Genomic DNA, 16,658 nt, shown 5'->3' on the forward strand with positions numbered 1-16,658 from the left:
GTCCACTGTATCAAAGGGGGCAACAAACACAACAAAAGGATGGGAGGCTCCATGTCCACGCAAGGCAATACTGCGCCGCAGGGCGGAATGCGGCGGGGGAACGGTACAAAATATGTTCTGCTGGCGGTGCTGGCCGTGGCCTTTTTGGCCACCGGGGGCATATTTGTGCGACAGAGCGGCCTGTCGCCCATAAATACGGGGATGTACCGTATGCTGTTTTCCATCCCGCTGCTCTGGCCGCTGGCCTATGGCAGGCTTGGGCGGCTCAGCGGCAGGGATGTTGTCCTGCTGCTGTTATCCGGCCTGTTTCTGGCGGGCGATGTGGCCCTGTGGAACACAGCATTCAGCTACACAACTGTTGCCAATGCCAACCTGCTCACCAACCTGACGCCGTTCACGGTTATTCCGGTTTCGTATTTTCTGTTTCACGAGCGGCTGCCAAGGCTGTTCATTCCCGGCGCGGCTGTTACCCTTGCCGGGGTGGTGCTTCTGGTGGGGGGCAAGGCCAGCCCTGTGCCGGGCAACTATTTTGGTGATTTTCTGGCACTGGCCGCGGCCTTTTTTTACGCGGGATTTCTGCTTATTGCCTACCGCCTGCGCGACAGGATGGAGAGCAGCGTCATCATGCTTGGCAGTGCTGTTGGCGGGCTTGTGGGCCTGTTTTTTGCCTCGTGGGCTGTGGAGGGTTTGCAGGTTCCGCGAAGCTGGGACGATCTGTGGCCCATACTGGCTCTTACGCTCTGCGTGCAGGTGATTGGGCATAACATGCTCACGCATTGCCAGGGCAAGCTCAGCGTCAACCTTTCTGCGGTGATCTGCCTTTGCCAGCCTGCCATTGCCGCGGTGTACTCGTGGGCCATATTTTCAGAGAAATTGTCGGGTTTGGAAGTTCTGGGTATAGCGGTGGTGCTGGTGGGCGTCTATATTGTCAAAAAGCAGTACTCGCCAAGCAGGGATAAAGCTGTCGGGGCCGGGCAAAAGGCCGCTGGCTGGCTGCCCCCTGTGATCGCCCGCTGGCTGGGCAGGCGGTGCAAGCCTGCCGTGGCGGAAGAGCCGTAGACAAAAAAATTTCGGGCCTGTAAGGGGTTGTTCCGGCAGAGATGCGCAATGCGCTGCCGGAACAACCCCTTTCTTTTGTACTATTGCTGCATGCTGGACATGAGATTCATAAGATTTTGGGTCTGCCCTGCCAGTTCGGCCACGGCATCCGCCGCTTCGCGCATGGCGGCAGAGGTCTGGCGCGACATTTCGCTTATCTGGGTTATGGCGCGGCTTACTTCATCGCTGGCGGCAGACTGCTGCTCGCTTGCGGCGGCAATGGCATTGACCTGATCCGCCGTGCCCTCAACCGTGGCCACAATATCGGTCAGGGCCGCACCAGACTGGCTGGCGTAGGTATTGGCTTGTTCAATCTGCCTTGCGGCCTTGTCCACAGAATCCATGCTCTGGGTAGCGCTGGACTGGATAGCCTCAATGGCATTGGCAACGTCATGGGTGGAGGCCATTGTTTTTTCCGCCAGTTTGCGCACTTCATCCGCCACCACGGCAAAGCCGCGCCCGGCGTCGCCAGCTCGGGCAGCTTCGATGGCGGCGTTGAGGGCAAGCAGGTTGGTCTGGTCGGCTATGTCTGAAATAACGCCCATGATGCGGTTGATGTTTTGCGTATGCCCGTGCAGTTGGGCCATGTCGTCCTTGAGCGTCATGGACGCCTGATGCACCTGATCGATGCTGCGCAGCGAGCGTTTGACGATTTCTGAGCCGTTTTCCGCCTTGGCGCGGGTTTCTGTGGAGGCCTGCGAGGCAACGGACGCGTTGCGCGCCACTTCCTGCACTGTGGCATTCATCTGCTGCATGGCAGAGGCTGCCTCGCCCAGTCGGGCCGATGTCTCTTGCGCGCCTTTATCTGACTGTTCAATCTGCGCGGCCAGGCGCGCGGTGGCCGCGCTCACTACCCGGGCCACCTCCTGAAGTCTGGCGGCGGCCATCCGCAGGGCTTCGCCTTTGCTTTGGGCCTCGATATTGGCGGCTTCCGTCTGGCGCAGGGCTTCTGTTGCCTTGGCTGACTGCTCCCGCGCCGCCAGCGATTCGCGCTGGGCGCTTTCAATGTGGGTTTTCAGCGCCTGTACCATGGCGACTATTGAAGCGTACACGCCAACGCTGTCGTTATTTGCGTCATGAATGTCGTAGTCTCCGGCAGCAACACGGCTTGCCACAGCCTGGAGTTCGCCGGGGTCTTTGCCAAGTTGATGCTTTATGGAACGCGAAAGTACAAGAGAAACGATGATGCTGAAAAATACAGCGGCAGCACTGAGCGCATATGCGCCTTTAACTGCGCTTTCGCCTGTAGCTACGGCCTCGGCAGACACATGTTTACTGTCTGACTTGGTAAGTGCCATCAGCTCTTCATAGAGTGGTTCAAGGCTGTTAAATAGCGGTGTGTATTTTTTTTCAAATATATTTATTGCCTCTCCACGTTCTTCACATTGTACAAATGCAAGGATTTCTTTACGTACTGTGTTGAGCTTGCGTGAAATTGCATCAATTTTTTCTATCAGTTCCTTTGCCGCAACATGGTGCTGATCTTCTGATTCCCCCACAATGGCAAAATATCTGTCGTGATTTTCCCTGATGGAATCCATCGTGCTGGTGATGTTGGAGGAATAGCGTTCGATCTCTGCTGGCGATGTTTGTGAAATAAGCGCCAATACGTCAGAGCGGATAATCCAGAATTTCAGATGCATTTCCTGAAGTTCTATGAGCGATGGGAGTAACGATGTATCTATTTCAATGAATCTTTTATTCATTGCAGAAATGTTTTTGATCGACATGCCACTCATCGCAAGCAGAACAAGTGTAATGAAAAAGAATGATAATCCAAGTTTTACAATCAGTCGCATAAGCTTTCACCTCCTGGGTTTGTGCTACAGGCACTTGCGATGAATGTATAACTTATGCAAAGAGCGTGCTAAATTTTTCCAGTGGCATGAAGGACAAAATATACAACAAAGCGGTGGTTTTTCTGAACCACCGCTTTGTACGTGCCATGCAGTATATGGGGGACGCCGTCGCGAACCGGGATCAATCGTGATTCATGGCTTCTGCCAATTTCATGAGGTTGCTGGCCTGGGCGGAAAGGTTGGTTATGGCCTCTGCCGCCTCGCTCATAGCCTCGGACGTTTGGCGCGCCATCTCGCTGATTTGCGTGATGGCGCCGCTCACTTCATCACTGGCGGCAGACTGCTGCTCGCTGGCGGCTGCAATGGCATTAACCTGATCGGCAGTGCTCTCGACCGTAGCAACAATGTCGGCCAGCGCCGCACCTGACTGGCTGGCATAGGTGTTAGCTTCTTCAATCTGTTTTGCCGCCCTGTCCACAGAATCCATGCTCTGGGCGGCGCTGGACTGGATAGCCTCAATGGCGCTGGCAACGTCATGGGTGGAGGCCATGGTTTTTTCCGCCAGCTTGCGTACTTCATCAGCAACCACGGCAAATCCCCGCCCGGCCTCTCCCGCGCGGGCGGCCTCAATGGCGGCATTGAGCGCCAGCAGGTTGGTCTGGTCGGCTATATCTGAAATAACACCCATGATGCGGTTGATGTTCTGCGTGTGCTCCCGCAGCAGAGCCATATCGTCCTTGAGCGTCATGGACGCTTCGTGCACCTGATCAATACTGTGCAGCGAACGCTTGACGATCTGCGCGCCATTTTCGGCTTTGGCGCGAGTTTCTGTGGAGGCTTGCGAGGCAATGGACGCGTTACGCGCCACTTCCTGCACGGTTGCGTTCATCTGTTGCATGGCAGAAGCCGCCTCGCTCAGCCTGCCCGTTGTTTCTTGCGAACCTTTGTCCGACTGCTCGATTTGCGCGGCCAGGCGCGCGGTGGCTGTGCTTACTACATGCGTCACTTCCTGAAGTTTGGCGGCTGCTGCACGTAGAGTCTCACTTTTGTTTTGGGCTTCTATATTGGCGGCTTCCGTCTGGCGCAGGGCTTCTGTTGCCTTGGCTGACTGCTCTTGTGCCGCCAGCGATTCGCGCTGGGCGCTTTCAATGTGGGTTTTCAGCGCCTGCACCATGGCAATTATTGAAGCGTAGACGCCGCGCTTTTTAGTATCATCGTCAAGGGCATAGTCCCCCTGGGCCACGCGTCTGGCTATGTTGTCCAGTTCTCCTGGGTCTTTGCCAAGCTGCCTATGAACCACCCTGAGCAGAAGCAGAATGACAGCCATGCCAATAAGTACAGCAACCAAAGATAATCCTGATGAAAAAATAATTGATTGTTCGCTGACGCCGCTGGCGTTTGTAATGGCAATGTTTGCGCCTTCGTTACTCAGGCTGACAATCTGTTCATAGAGGTCAGCCAGCCTGAGAAAGGGAGTGCGGCTACTGGCAAGCAATTGGGCGGCTTCTTCATTTTTACCGGCTCTGATAAAAGCAAGCAGGTCTTTGCGCATGGTTACAAATTGGCCTGATTGCGCTTCTATCTGGGCTGTTATGTCCATAATGGCCTGCTTGCGATCTGACGGCGGCATATTTTCAAGGGCGACAGCAAAAGCCTTTTTGCTGTCGCCAATGCGCCGCAGCAGCCCCGCCATATGTGTATTGTAGTTCTCTATCTCCTTGGGGTCGTGCAGCGTTGTAATGGCCGAAAGATCCCCTCTGGAAGAAAACAGCAGGGCATAGGTGTTCTGGATGGATGTAGCCACAGGAATCCATGTGCTGCCTATGGATGCGATCTCGGCATTCATGCGGGTGAGATTCCTGATGGTCAGGCCGGACGTGATTAACATTATGATAATTATACTTCCGAAAGACAGAATCAGACGTGCTCTCAGGCTCATGGCAGACGATCTCCCCACAGGTGGTGTTGCATGCTATGCACAATAGCGGCTGGTCAAGTTCAAAAAATGATATGGGGCTTTTGTGACAATGCATGTTGCATTGGGAACATCTCTGGCAGGTTTTATTGCTAAATTGATATTATTATTATCCCTGTTCATAAACAAAAAAGCCGACCGGAGGTCGGCGTTTTTGCAATATATGTTGCAGACAGACAAGGATGCCCTGAAAAAACTACTGGGCGCGCATCTGCGCAATAAGGCCCGAAAGTCCGTTGGCCTGGGCCGCCAGATCTTCCACAGCCTCTGTGGCGGCACGCATGGCAGAGGCTGTTTGCCGGGACATGCCGTTGATCTGGTCAATAATACTTGTGACCTGATCGCTGGCGGCAGCCTGCTCCTCGCTGGCGGAAGAGATGGCGGTAACCTGATCAGAGGTGGATTCCACCATCACAACGATATCTGTCAACGCTTGCCCGGATTGCTGGGCAAAGTCATTGGCCTGCTCAATCTGAAGGGCAACGTTATCCACAGAATCCATGCTTTTTGCGGCACTTTCCTGAATGGCCGCGATGGCGTTGGCCACGTCATGTGTGGAGGCCATTGTTTTTTCCGCCAGCTTGCGCACCTCATCAGCGACCACGGCAAAACCGCGCCCGGCATCGCCCGCGCGGGCAGCTTCAATGGCGGCATTAAGGGCAAGCAGGTTGGTTTGGTCGGCAATATCCGAAATAACGTTCATGATGCGGTTGATGTTTTGCGTATGTTCCCGGAGCTGCGCCATATCGTTCTTGGTCGCCAGCGAAACATGGTGCACCTCGCTGATGCTGTGCAGGGAGCGCTTGACTATTTCAGCGCCTTGCTCGGCTTTCTGGCGCGTTTCAAGCGATGCTGCATTTGCGGCTGCGGCGTTCTGCGCCACCTGATGCACGGTTTTGTTCATCTGCTGAATGGCGCTGGCGGCTTCTGTCAGATGGAGCGACGTTTCGCATGCGCCTTTGTCAGATTGCTCAATGTGCGCGGCCAGTCGCGTTGAAGCATCGCTTACCACCTCCGCAACCTGCTGAAGACCCGCGGAAGCGGAGCTCATTGCTTCGGCCTTGCGCTGCGCTTCAACGCCAGCCGCCTCCGCCTGGCGCAGGGCTTCTTCGGCCCGCTGGGCGCTTTGCCTGGCGTTTCCCGATTCCTGATGCGCCTTTGCCATGTTTTCCTTAAGCGTCTGCGCCATGGAAACCATATCTGCATACACGCCGGTTTTGGCGCTGCCATCGTCAATATCGTAATCGCCGTTGGCAACCCGGCGGGCTATGACGGCCAGCTCGCCGGGGTCTTTGCCCAGTTGCCGCCCCACAGAGCGCGTGAGCATCCAGGTAATGCAGATGCTGATGACAACGGCTGCCAGAGTGATGGCAATGGACATGTTGCGGGTTTTTTGCCCTGCGTCAGTGGCGCTTTGGGCCGCAGCCTTGCTGCCCGTGACGTTCATGCGCACAACTTCGCCATAGGTTTCGCCAAGCTCCTGAAACACAGGGCGGTATTTTTTGTCAAAGGCCACGTTTGCCACGCCGCGTCGACCGTCCAGCACACCCTTGATGATGCCTTCGCGCGTCTTGCTTTCCTGTAGGGAAAGGTCGGTAATGCGCGCCATAAGGGCCTTGCCTTGCTCACTGTCCATACCGGGGGTGACGCTGCGCAGTTGCAGGTAGGCGGCCTGATCACGCTGGATGGAGTCCATGGAATCCTGAAGATTCTTTTCGTACTTGCGGATTTCGTCGGCGTAGGTTTGCGACATTATTGACGCAAGATCGGCGCGGAGCGAATTGAGCTGCACATTCATGGACTGGATGGCAGTGACGGAAGGCAGCCATGCCTCGTCAATCTCGCGTACCTTGCCGTTCATTTCGCCCACGTTGTGCATGGTGACGGCAGAAGACACCAGAATGACTGCGATGAGACTGCCGAAAGAGAGCACAAGTTTTGCGCCTAGTTTCATGTGAGGCATCCTCCACGTTCAGCTGAAACTGCCCCGTTTGTCGCGGGCAGCGCTGGTGACAGCATAGAGCAGGTGAACTTGAACAAGTTTGTCTGTTCGCGCGGATTCTACAAATCGCGCCACGAAATGCTCTGGTGGACCGGAGGGGAGCGGCCCAGAAACTGACAGTCTGGCGGAATGCTTGGATACGCCGTAATTCAAAAGTCCGATTGCCAAGCGTTGCCAGTAGGGGGGATGCAACGTCAAAGGGGGGAGCAATCGTATGCGGCATTGCGCGGCATCAGGAACAAGCCGGGCAGAACCAATACCTGAATTTACGGAGAACTGGAAAATAAGTTTATAGCAGAGGCAATATGTCTGCGCAAGATGGTCTGCTGCTATAGCTGAACGTGATGATTGCCCGCATGGGTGCTCGGCTATGGCTGGCTGACCAGCCAGCAGGCCGTGCTGTGCGCGCCGCTGGCGACTGCGGGCGGCATTTCGGCGGCGCAACGCGCAAGGGCTGACTTGCAGCGGGGGTGGAAGGGGCACCCCGCAGGCATGTTGGCAAGGGATGGAACCGAGCCCGGTATGGTTGGCAGGCGTTCAAGGCCGCGTGAACGGGCGCTGGGCGCGGCATGCAGCAATCCCTGCGTGTAGGGGTGGCGCGGGTCGGCAAACAGTTCCTGTGCCGGGGCGCTTTCTACCAGACGCCCGGCGTACATGACGCCCACGGTGTCCGCCATCTGGGCGGCAACGCCGAGATCGTGGGTAATCAGCAGCACAGCCATGCTGCGCTCGCGGCAGCGGGCCGCCAGCAGGCGCAGAATCTGGCCCTGAATCGTGGCATCCAGAGCCGTTGTGGGTTCGTCAGCCAGCAGCAGGGCTGGTTTGCACGACAAGGCCATGGCAATCATGACACGCTGGCGCATACCGCCCGAGAGCTGGTGCGGGTAATCGTCATAGCGGCTTTGCGGCGCAGGAATGCCCACTTCTGTCAGCAGCTCTATGGCAGCCTCGCGGGCTTCGGAGCGGTTCATGCCCTGATGCAGCCTCAAGGGTTCCGTCACCTGATCGCCGATTTTGAGCACCGGGTTGAGAGAGGTCATGGGCTCCTGAAAGATCATGCCCACCTGGCGGCCACGCACGGAGCGCATTTCTTTTTCTGAAAGCTCAAGCAGATTCTGACCGTGCAGCAGAATGCGCCCTTCAATCAGTGCGTTGGGCGGGGTGAGTTGCAAAATGGCTTTGGCCGTGAGGCTTTTACCGCAGCCGGATTCACCAACGAGGCAAACTGTTTCACCCTCATGCAGGCAGAGGTTTACGTTGCGCACGGCGGGCAGCGGACCGTCTGCGGTTGCAAAGGTCACAGAGAGGTTTTCCAGTTGCAGCAGGGGGCTGGCGGCTTGGGTAGAAGGCTTGTTCATGGGCAGAGCCTACCAGAAGGTGCTGGCAAAAAAAAGCCTTGTGGGCTGGGGTGCTGAGGCTGCGGGGGAAAGGCAAAAAGACAGAAAAAGAAAAGGCAAAAGCAGGGGGGAGGTTTTTTGCGGGGTGGGTGAGCCTGTCAGGCTGATTTAAGCAAACCCGACTTTTACGCCCTGGATGCGTCAGCGCCGGGATTTTGATGCTCACGTACTTGAGTACGCTGCGCTCAAAATCCCGGTGCTTCCTTTTCAGACCGCAAAAAGCGTATTTTGCAAATTCGCCCAACACCAGCCATCGCCTTCGCATTCGCTCCGGCGAGTTTAAGGAAGGTGGCTCCACGACCAGCTCCTGATGGAGAACGAATTTTATTGGCGCGTAATTTTTTTACACACTCATGGGTGAAGGAAACTCTGTATCATTGCAGGTAAATTAGTAAAATAAGTATGTCTAAAATTATATTTTGGAGTTATCCGAAAATCTTGAAATGGGAAAAATCACTGGAGTGACAGAAATGGGCACGAAGCCATTATCTAAACCAGCAATAGTATCAATGGTATTTGGCTGAAACAGATATTGATCAAAGCGAAAGCGGATTCTGGCATAAACGCGGCGCGGAGGGAGATCACCTGAGCGAGTGCAGCGAGCGAGGGAAGCTCCCGCAGCTATGGCCGCGTTGCCCTCGCCGGTTTGTGGAAGCTGAAAACTCAAGGGGGTGCTTCGGGGGGGATGCAAGGGGGGCCGAGAAGGGGGCGTAGCCCCATAACCGGCCCCGCCTTGCTGCGCGCCGCACAGGCGTCCCAAACCCCGCCGGAAGGCGGAAAATTGCGCCCGAAGGGCAGAAAAAAATAGTATCGTACAGATCGGCCGAAAACGCGCCTCATCTACGCCCAAAATATATCCCAAAACGTAAAAAGCCCCCGGCTCAAAAACTATGCGTTTCCGCCGGGGGCTTCATTCTGGCTTATAGGACAATATCTAGTGCAACACCTGCGCCTTGCGGAAGTTCACATAGGCCTCGCGCATGGCAATGTAGGGATCGACAGCCACGGTGTTCAGGTCTTCATACAGAGGCAGCACATCGCCAAGGGCGTTGAACCGCAGGCCGCCGCCAACGCCAAGGCCCAGTTCTGTGGGTTGCAGGTAGAAAAGCGGGTCGGCAAACAGATCGCCAGCGCGGCCCACAGTGTCGCGCGCGGAGCTTGGGCCAATGATGGGCCAGACAATGTAGAAACCATGCCCAAGGCCCCAGCGTCCGAGAGTCTGGCCAAAGTCTTCGCCTGTGGGATCAATGGGCACAATGGTTTTGTGTCCCTTTGCCACATCGGCAAAGCCCGCACTGGAAGTGGTGTTGATGACAAACCGCCCAAATTCCACCCCCGCTTCAAAAAAGCGGAACTGTAGAATGTTGTTCACAAACCGTACAGGAAACAGAAGGTTGGAAAAGAAATTTTTCAACCCGGAGCGCAACTGGTGCGGCGTAACTGTTTCCCATGCCGAGTAGGCGGGCTTGGCAACGTAGAGAAAGAAAATGTCGTTGAAATGGAACCAGAATCTGTTCCACGGTTCAATAGGGTCAGAAATACTTTGTATCGGCTCGTTGTCGTAGTCGTCCAGGGTATTGTCTGCGTTCATGGTTCCGTAAGGCGTTACTGTAATGGCCCCGGGTTGAAGCTGGGGTGACTTGCCGTACACAGTGGAGGGCGCAGGCGCCTGGCTGGGGGCGGCGCTGGCTGGCGCATGCCACAAGCACAGCAGTGCGGCCAGCAGAAAACCGGGCACATAGAGATGTCCCGGCAGTGTTGATGAGTAGCTACTGGCCATTGCCCTGCCGGACCTCCTGCGCCTTGGCCTTGACCCTGGCAATAAGCTGGTCAGGGCTGCCGGTGTTCAGAATGTCCTGAAACTGGGTGCGATAGTTTTTGACCAGGCTGATATTTTCAATCAGCACGTCATAAACAAGCCATGATCCATTTTTGGGGAGCATGCGGTAAGCAACGGGGACCTTCTTCGAGTCCTTCATGGTGATGATTGTGCGCACTTCGGTGCGGTCGCCTTTGGGGGACGAAACCTCGCCAGTGTACACGACCTGCTCGCCATTGTAACCGTCAATCTTGCTCAGGTAGGTATTCAGGAGCAGTTCGGCAAAGGCATCGCTGAACTGCTGTTGCTGCGCCGGGCTGAATGTGCCCCAGCGCGGCCCCACCGTGCGCGAAGAAAATTCTTTGAAATCAAAAATGTGCAGGACTTCATCTTCAATCTGCTGGCGCAGCGGGCCGCGCGTGGCAGGATTGACGTAGTCGGGGTTCTTGATGGAGCTGAGGATGCGGCTGATGGAAGTCTCCAGCGCCAGCTGCGCAGGAGAACTCGCACTGGCCGCGCCGGGCAACAGCGCAACTGTCAGCAGCGCAAGCAGAAAGCCTGCGGCTATATGGCGTGTGATCGCATGAATGGTCATTGTTATTTGACTCCTCCGAAGGCGTACTTGCCGATGAGGGAACCGAGGTCAACGGCGGATTCCGTTTCAGTAATTGTGTCGCCAGCCGCAAGGACATGCTCCGAACCACCGCGCGAAAGGCTGACATATTTGTCGCCAATGAGGCCACTGGTACGGATGGAGGCGATGCTGTCGTCCGAAAGTTTCAGGTCTTTGTCGAGCCGCAGGCGTACCACTGCCTGATTGCGCACCGGGTCTGGGTCAAGACCAATGCTTACCACGCGGCCCACCGGCACCCCGGCCATTTCAATATCCGCCCCGACTCGCAGGCCGGAAACAGAATCAAAGTTGGCAGAAAGTTCAAAGCCCTGCTGGTTGAAAACTTCCATCTTGCCCAGTTTGATGGTCAGGTAAGCAACGCATACAAGGCCGAACAGGACAAAAAGGCCCACAGCGGTTTCACGAACAGTACTCATAAGGTTCAGATAGCTCCACAGATAATTCGGCAATAAGATCAAATCTCAGTATAGGTGCGCCATGACAAAGTTTCAAGCCCTACTGTTGAGTAGGTAATCGCGAATCGCCTGGTTATCGCAATTTATTATGCAGGCGGCGCAGCTTTTATGATGCCAGCCAGCGGTCAAGGGCCTGCCGCACCGCCGGATCTGGCGCTTCGCCCATGGCGGCCTGCGTGTCGCCGGGTTCGCGCAGCAAAAATTGCCGCAGATACGGGTCATTGTTTGCCTCAAGCTCGGCCAGCGAGCCGGAAAAAAGCGCGCGGCCTTCGCCCAGCACCAGAACATGGTCGGCAATGGCCCGCAGGCTGGCAAGATCGTGGCTGACCACAATCACCGACATGTCGGTATATTGTCTGCGCATGGCAAGCAGTAGTTCATCCATGCGGGCGGCGGTGATGGGGTCAAGGCCGGAGGTCGGCTCATCGCACAGCAAAATGCGCGGTTCGGCCACAATGGCCCGCGCAAGGCCCGCGCGTTTGCGCATGCCCCCAGAAAGCTGGTTGGGATAAAAATCGGCAAAATCTTCAAGACCCACCATGCGCAGTACGCGCAGGCCCGCCTCGCGAACAAGCTTTTTGGGAAGATTCAGATGTTCTGTGAGGGGCAGGGTGACGTTTTGCACCAGCGACAGCGCGCCAAGCAGCGCGCCATCCTGAAACAGCACGCCCATGTTGCGGCGCATGCGCCGAAATTCTTTTTGCGGCAGGGCAAAGAGGTCTTTGCCGCCTATGAGCACATGACCAGCCTGTGGGCGCGAAAGGCCGATAATATGGCGCAGCAGGGTGGATTTGCCGCAGCCGGAACCGCCAAGAATTACAGAAACCTTGCCGCCCGGAAGCACCGCATTGACATCGCGCAGAACCACATGCTCGCCGTAGCCCACGCTAAGAGCCCGAAATTCAATGTCCCATGCCTGCATGAATACCGCCTGTCGCCTCTGATATGGATTATCGGTTGGAGCAGATTATCATTGAAAGTATGCATCTGCTCTGCACGTTTTTTTGTAAAAACTCCCGCTAAAAATATTTTGCCAGGCGAATCCTTTTCGCTTTTAAGCAAGTATTTCAACGTGAGAATGCCTTGATGTAGGAGCGCCGTCAGCAGGTGGATGGCCGCGGGCCTTGTGGCGCTTTGGCAGTATAATGCAGGGAGGCAGGCGGAACAAGTGCGGTTGATGCGCAACGCTGGGGGCGCGGTCGGCGTGATTTTGCGAAGTTTGGCTGGCTGCGCGGGGGAGTGACCCTTCTTACAAACGGGATTCTCCCCCGCCAGACAGACATCTCAAAATAAAAATGCGTTAGTCGGTGGGCATATCGTCGGGGAAGTCCGCGTTGGCATAGACATTCTGAACATCGTCATTGTCGTCCAGCGCGTCCATGAGTCGCAGCACCTTCATGCCCACTTCGGCGCTCACAGCCACAAGATTTTGCGGAATCATGGCCAGTTCGGCTTCCTGCATGGCAATACCGGCAGCTTCCAGCGCATCGCGCACAGAGGTGAAATCGGCCATGGCGGTGTGGATGGTCCACACGTCATCATCGTCGATAATATCGTCTGCGCCGGCTTCAAGAGCGGCTTCCATAATTTTGTCTTCGGGGTAGGCTGCCTTGTCCACGGCGATAACGCCCTTGCGGTCAAACATCCAGCCCACGCTGCCGTTTTCACCCATGGCCCCGCCATGCTTGGTGAAAAGGTGGCGAACTTCGGCCACGGTGCGGTTTTTGTTGTCAGTGGCAACTTCCACCATGATGGCGATGCCGCTGGGCCCGTAGCCTTCGTAGAAGGTTTCTGTCAGGTCGCCGCCTGCGTCTTCACCCGTACCCTTGCGGATGGCTGCCTCAATCTTGTCCTTGGGCAGATTGACGGCCTTGGCGGCGGCAATGGCCGCGCGCAGACGGGAGTTGCCCACAGGATCACCGCCGCCCTTGGCTGCGATGATGATTTCCTTGGCGGCCTTGGTGAAAATCTTGCCGCGTTTGGCGTCCTGGCGACCCTTACGGTGCTGGATATTGGCCCATTTACTGTGACCTGACATAAAACCTCCGAAACCTCATGTAGAGTATGTTTATATACCCGGCGGCGCGTCGTCGGCAACTTCGTGCGAAGTTTCCCCGGCGGTTTCGCCCGGCATGTGCGCCATTGGGGCCGCGCCCGCCTGGCCGCGAAAACCAAGGCCGACAAAAAATGTTTCCTTGCTTTCGGCCCGCGAGCTCTTGGGCTTGAACGATTTGACCGAATCAAAAGACTTGCGCATAGGCGCGAGCAGCTCCTGAATATCCGGCCCCATAAAAATTTTGACCACAAAGCTGCCGCCCTTTTTGAGGTGCAGACAGGCTACAGCCAATGCCTCAACCGTAAGCTCAAGCGAACGGGCCTGATCCGTAAAGCGCGTGCCCGTAGTGCGCGGAGCCATGTCGCTGATGACAACATCAAAAGGCCCCAGCTCCTTGAGTTTTGCTTCAAACTCGGCAGAGCGGTTGAACACGTCTTCCTGCATGAATGTGACTTGCGGCGGAAACACCGTTTCAGTGCTCTGAATGTCGCAGGCAAGCACAAGCCCACGCGTGCCGACCTTTTCCGCTGCACCCATGGACCACGAGCCGGGGGCCGCGCCAAGGTCGAGAACCCGCTGGCCGGGGCGCAGCAGGTGGAACTTGGAGTCCAGCTCCTTGAGCTTGTAGACCGAGCGGGCGGGATAATTCTCGCGCTTGGCCTTTAGAAAATAATGATCTCGGTATTCTTTCATGGTAAATTCCAACAGGGGATCATACCCTTTTTTATCGCGCTCGCCAAGTGCGCAGTGCAGCCCTTCATGACGAGCCGCGCAAAACTGCCGAACTGGTTGACCTCTGGAGTTTATCAGGATATTTTTCCAATAAGTTTCAAGAACCTTTGATCTCGCACACTATCACCAGTAAGGAGAGGCTATGAAACGGATTCTGTTGGCCGCTTGTCTTGCGGGTTGCGCGCTCGGCTTGGGAGCGCAAACGGTATTGGCGGAAAGCGTTAAAGTTCCTGTGAACAAGATCAGCAGCGAAGGCGTTGGAGAGGCCATCGGCTTTGTTGTTTTTGAGGACGACGGCAAGGGCGGCATGGATATTATGGTTGATGTTGTAGGTATCCCTCAGGGCGGCCACGGCATGCACGTACACGAAAATCCTTCGTGCGCGCCCGCTGCCAAGGATGGCGTCAATGTGGCCGGTCTTGCCGCCGGGGGGCATTATGATCCCACCCACGCTGGCAAACATGAAGGCCCCGGCAAGCATGGGCACAAGGGCGATCTGCCGCTGATAACCGCCGATGCCCAGCAAAATGTGAAGGCCAAGTTGCATGTGACTGATCTGACCACAGCCGACATCAAGGGCCGCTCGCTCATGATCCATGCTGGCGGCGACAACTATTCCGACCAGCCGGCTCCCCTTGGCGGCGGCGGGGCGCGCATCGCCTGCGGCGTGATCAAGTAGGATTATGTTTTTTCATTCACGCGGCGGAAAATTCACCTGTCGCGTGGATAGTTCATGCCTTCCCTTGTGTGGGCCTTGAAGTTCTGGCAAGGGCGCGCCATTATCGGCGCAAAGGATTACCAGCCACAGGGGAGAACCTCCGACTGCCGTAATCGGTGCGGAGTTTTGGATTATTCTGCCCCGCTTGCTTGCCGCAGCGGGGCTTTTTGATGGGACAGTTCCGCAAGGAGCCAGCATTGGCGGAGAAAAATATGGCCGAACAAATTGCGCGCCCGCAGCGAGTTCGCCTGCCGGATTTTGCGGGGCGGGCCGTGAGCCTGCCCGATGGCCCGGAAGCATGGATCTGCCGGGGAGAGGGCGATGCCGTGCTGCTGCTCGGTCTGGGGCCAGAATCAGGAGCAAACCTGCCGCAGGTTTTGCCCCTGCTTGCCAATGCTCCCGCCGTCTACTGGCTGGAATCCCCAGTTGTGGCCCGCGCCCTGGAGGCATGGAGGCAGGAGACCGGGCTTTTGCCACGCGAACCTCTGCCCGTCCATTGGCGTGCGGTGACCGCAGAGCAGGTTGAGGCTTTGTCCGGGCAGTGTCGTTACTACATTTACGCGCCCGGCTTACGGCTTGATCCTGAATTTTGGGGGCCGTTGCTGGGCCGGGTGGATGCGTCTCTCGCCCTTCCTGCATCTGCAACGCCGAGTGGGCCCATGACGGCAGCGGGCAGGGGAGGCTTCCCTAGAGTTGGGGCAGGCGCGCGCGGGGCAGTTCTGCTGCCGGGCAACGATGGGCAGTTGCTGCACCAGGAATTACGCACGGCTATTGCCGAATGCGGTTTCGGGCCGATGGTGGATGCCCTGCCTCAGCCTGCATCTGGCATGGGCGGAGCGCAGGCGTCCCGTGAAGATGATTTTTTGGCCCGCTGGCGCACCCTCTTGGAAGGGGGCAAGCCCGCATGTCTGCTCTCGGTAAACATGCGCGGGCTGGATGCTGATGGGCGCGTTTTCGAGCTTTGCCGGGCCGTTGGAATTCCCGTTGCCCTGTGGTTTGTGGACAATCCCTGGCATGTTTTGTCTGGCGCGCGGCTGCCCTGGTGGCGGGATGCCCATATTTTTGTGACGGATGCCAGCTTTGTGGACAGCCTCAGAGCATACGGCGCAGACCGGGTTTTTCATCTGCCTCTGGCTGTTGCGCAGCATATGTGGCGCGAACTGCCGGATTTTGCTCCCACCTCCTTTAATATGGAGCCGCCCCTGTTTGTGGGGCGTTCCGCCTTTCCTGAAAAAGAACGCTTTTTTGCGGCGGCCAGTGTGCCGCAGGCTTTGGAGGCTGAGGCCGCAACGCTGCTTGAGGCCAGCACCGGCCCGCAGAATGCGCCGCATTTTTTCTGGTGGCATGACAAACTGAGGGGCAGGCTGTGGCCTGGCTATGATGCGCGCTGTCCGGGCCTTGGGGCCGAGCGCTGCGCACAGGCCAACAGGCGACGCTGGCTCTTGGCCGCAGGGGCTGGCAAGGTTGGCGGGCTGCGAGTTATCGGCGATGACGGCTGGAAGCCCCTGCTGCCTGGCACGGAAATACTGCCGCCAGTAGATTACTATACGGCACTGCCCGAAGTGTATGCGCGGGCAGAAGCCGTGCTGAACGTGACGAGCCTCCTATTGCCGCACAGCCTGAGTCAGCGCCATTTTGACGTCTGGGCCAGCGGCGGGTTGCTGCTCAGTGATGCCACATCTGGATTGGAAATCTTCCCTGCGGAATTGACCAAACCCATGACATTGCGCGGGCTAAACGACTTTATGGTCAAGCGCGCATGGTTTCGGGCGCATCCGCAAGCTGCGTATGATCTGCGGCGGGCATGGCGCGAGCATCTGCGCGCGCAGCACGGCTATGATCAACGTATTCAGCAGATTATCGAAAGTTTTGCCTGACAGGCGGCGGAGGCTGGATGCACAGCTGAACAGGAGAAAGGCTTGACAAGTCGAGCGGTTTTGCCTATTGCTCATTTCCTGCGTTAAGCTTTCCAT

At 56.7% G+C, this 16,658-nt stretch carries 13 protein-coding genes; 3 read left to right on the forward strand and 10 right to left on the reverse strand.

Annotated features, from left to right (window positions below):
* The first annotated feature begins 51 nt into the window (after window positions 1–51).
* Entirely contained in the window at window positions 52–1,059 is a 1,008-nt protein-coding gene (locus tag G449_RS17065) for a DMT family transporter (RefSeq protein ID WP_022659640.1), read from the forward strand.
* Between the two features lie 80 nt (window positions 1,060–1,139).
* Here the strand turns inward: G449_RS17065 and G449_RS17070 are convergent, their stop codons facing one another.
* The 10 genes from G449_RS17070 to G449_RS17075 form a co-directional block, all read right to left on the reverse strand.
* Complete coding sequence (locus G449_RS17070; RefSeq protein WP_022659641.1) at window positions 1,140–2,897, reverse strand: HAMP domain-containing methyl-accepting chemotaxis protein; 1,758 nt, start codon at window positions 2,895–2,897, stop codon at window positions 1,140–1,142.
* Window positions 2,898–3,078: 181 nt separating this feature from the next.
* Window positions 3,079–4,836, reverse strand: a complete 1,758-nt coding sequence (locus G449_RS0112425; RefSeq protein WP_027180975.1) for a methyl-accepting chemotaxis protein — start codon at window positions 4,834–4,836, stop codon at window positions 3,079–3,081.
* A gap of 232 nt (window positions 4,837–5,068) precedes the next feature.
* Window positions 5,069–6,826 (reverse strand): HAMP domain-containing methyl-accepting chemotaxis protein, encoded by a 1,758-nt coding sequence (locus tag G449_RS0112430; protein WP_022659644.1) that lies wholly within the window; start codon window positions 6,824–6,826, stop codon window positions 5,069–5,071.
* 416 nt (window positions 6,827–7,242) lie between these two features.
* Entirely contained in the window at window positions 7,243–8,232 is a 990-nt protein-coding gene (locus G449_RS0112435; RefSeq protein WP_022659645.1) for an ABC transporter ATP-binding protein, read from the reverse strand.
* A 973-nt stretch (window positions 8,233–9,205) separates the two neighbouring features.
* On the reverse strand, window positions 9,206–10,051 hold the full coding sequence (locus G449_RS0112445) for an MlaA family lipoprotein (RefSeq protein WP_022659647.1): 846 nt from the start codon (window positions 10,049–10,051) through the stop codon (window positions 9,206–9,208).
* Window positions 10,041–10,685, reverse strand: coding sequence for a Tgt2/MlaC family protein (locus tag G449_RS0112450; protein WP_022659648.1), 645 nt, complete (start codon window positions 10,683–10,685; stop codon window positions 10,041–10,043). Before G449_RS0112450 ends, G449_RS0112445 begins: the two co-directional genes overlap by 11 nt.
* Window positions 10,686–10,687: 2 nt before the next feature.
* Complete coding sequence (mlaD, locus tag G449_RS0112455; protein ID WP_022659649.1) at window positions 10,688–11,140, reverse strand: outer membrane lipid asymmetry maintenance protein MlaD; 453 nt, start codon at window positions 11,138–11,140, stop codon at window positions 10,688–10,690.
* 145 nt (window positions 11,141–11,285) lie between these two features.
* Window positions 11,286–12,101, reverse strand: a complete 816-nt coding sequence (locus tag G449_RS0112460) for an ABC transporter ATP-binding protein (protein WP_022659650.1) — start codon at window positions 12,099–12,101, stop codon at window positions 11,286–11,288.
* A 378-nt stretch (window positions 12,102–12,479) separates the two neighbouring features.
* Complete coding sequence (locus tag G449_RS0112470) at window positions 12,480–13,217, reverse strand: YebC/PmpR family DNA-binding transcriptional regulator (protein ID WP_022659652.1); 738 nt, start codon at window positions 13,215–13,217, stop codon at window positions 12,480–12,482.
* Between the two features lie 30 nt (window positions 13,218–13,247).
* Window positions 13,248–13,928 (reverse strand): RlmE family RNA methyltransferase, encoded by a 681-nt coding sequence (locus G449_RS17075; RefSeq protein ID WP_022659653.1) that lies wholly within the window; start codon window positions 13,926–13,928, stop codon window positions 13,248–13,250.
* 181 nt (window positions 13,929–14,109) lie between these two features.
* Here G449_RS17075 and G449_RS0112480 point away from each other — a divergent pair, with 181 nt between their 5' ends.
* Both G449_RS0112480 and G449_RS0112485 read left to right on the forward strand, forming a co-directional pair.
* Window positions 14,110–14,646 (forward strand): superoxide dismutase family protein, encoded by a 537-nt coding sequence (locus G449_RS0112480; RefSeq protein WP_022659654.1) that lies wholly within the window; start codon window positions 14,110–14,112, stop codon window positions 14,644–14,646.
* A gap of 251 nt (window positions 14,647–14,897) precedes the next feature.
* On the forward strand, window positions 14,898–16,562 hold the full coding sequence (locus G449_RS0112485) for a glycosyltransferase family protein (protein ID WP_027180976.1): 1,665 nt from the start codon (window positions 14,898–14,900) through the stop codon (window positions 16,560–16,562).
* The last annotated feature ends 96 nt before the right edge of the window (window positions 16,563–16,658 follow it).

This window comes from Desulfovibrio desulfuricans DSM 642 (assembly GCF_000420465.1).
Taxonomy (GTDB): domain Bacteria; phylum Desulfobacterota; class Desulfovibrionia; order Desulfovibrionales; family Desulfovibrionaceae; genus Desulfovibrio; species Desulfovibrio desulfuricans.

Coding starts and splice junctions, on each gene's coding strand:
- G449_RS17065 (WP_022659640.1), top strand. CDS start 52: ATGTCCACGCAAGGCAATACTGCGCCGCAGGGCGGAATGCGGCGGGGG.
- G449_RS17070 (WP_022659641.1), bottom strand. CDS start 2,897: ATGCGACTGATTGTAAAACTTGGATTATCATTCTTTTTCATTACACTT.
- G449_RS0112425 (WP_027180975.1), bottom strand. CDS start 4,836: ATGAGCCTGAGAGCACGTCTGATTCTGTCTTTCGGAAGTATAATTATC.
- G449_RS0112430 (WP_022659644.1), bottom strand. CDS start 6,826: ATGAAACTAGGCGCAAAACTTGTGCTCTCTTTCGGCAGTCTCATCGCA.
- G449_RS0112435 (WP_022659645.1), bottom strand. CDS start 8,232: ATGAACAAGCCTTCTACCCAAGCCGCCAGCCCCCTGCTGCAACTGGAA.
- G449_RS0112445 (WP_022659647.1), bottom strand. CDS start 10,051: ATGGCCAGTAGCTACTCATCAACACTGCCGGGACATCTCTATGTGCCC.
- G449_RS0112450 (WP_022659648.1), bottom strand. CDS start 10,685: ATGACCATTCATGCGATCACACGCCATATAGCCGCAGGCTTTCTGCTT.
- mlaD (WP_022659649.1), bottom strand. CDS start 11,140: ATGAGTACTGTTCGTGAAACCGCTGTGGGCCTTTTTGTCCTGTTCGGC.
- G449_RS0112460 (WP_022659650.1), bottom strand. CDS start 12,101: ATGCAGGCATGGGACATTGAATTTCGGGCTCTTAGCGTGGGCTACGGC.
- G449_RS0112470 (WP_022659652.1), bottom strand. CDS start 13,217: ATGTCAGGTCACAGTAAATGGGCCAATATCCAGCACCGTAAGGGTCGC.
- G449_RS17075 (WP_022659653.1), bottom strand. CDS start 13,928: ATGAAAGAATACCGAGATCATTATTTTCTAAAGGCCAAGCGCGAGAAT.
- G449_RS0112480 (WP_022659654.1), top strand. CDS start 14,110: ATGAAACGGATTCTGTTGGCCGCTTGTCTTGCGGGTTGCGCGCTCGGC.
- G449_RS0112485 (WP_027180976.1), top strand. CDS start 14,898: ATGGCCGAACAAATTGCGCGCCCGCAGCGAGTTCGCCTGCCGGATTTT.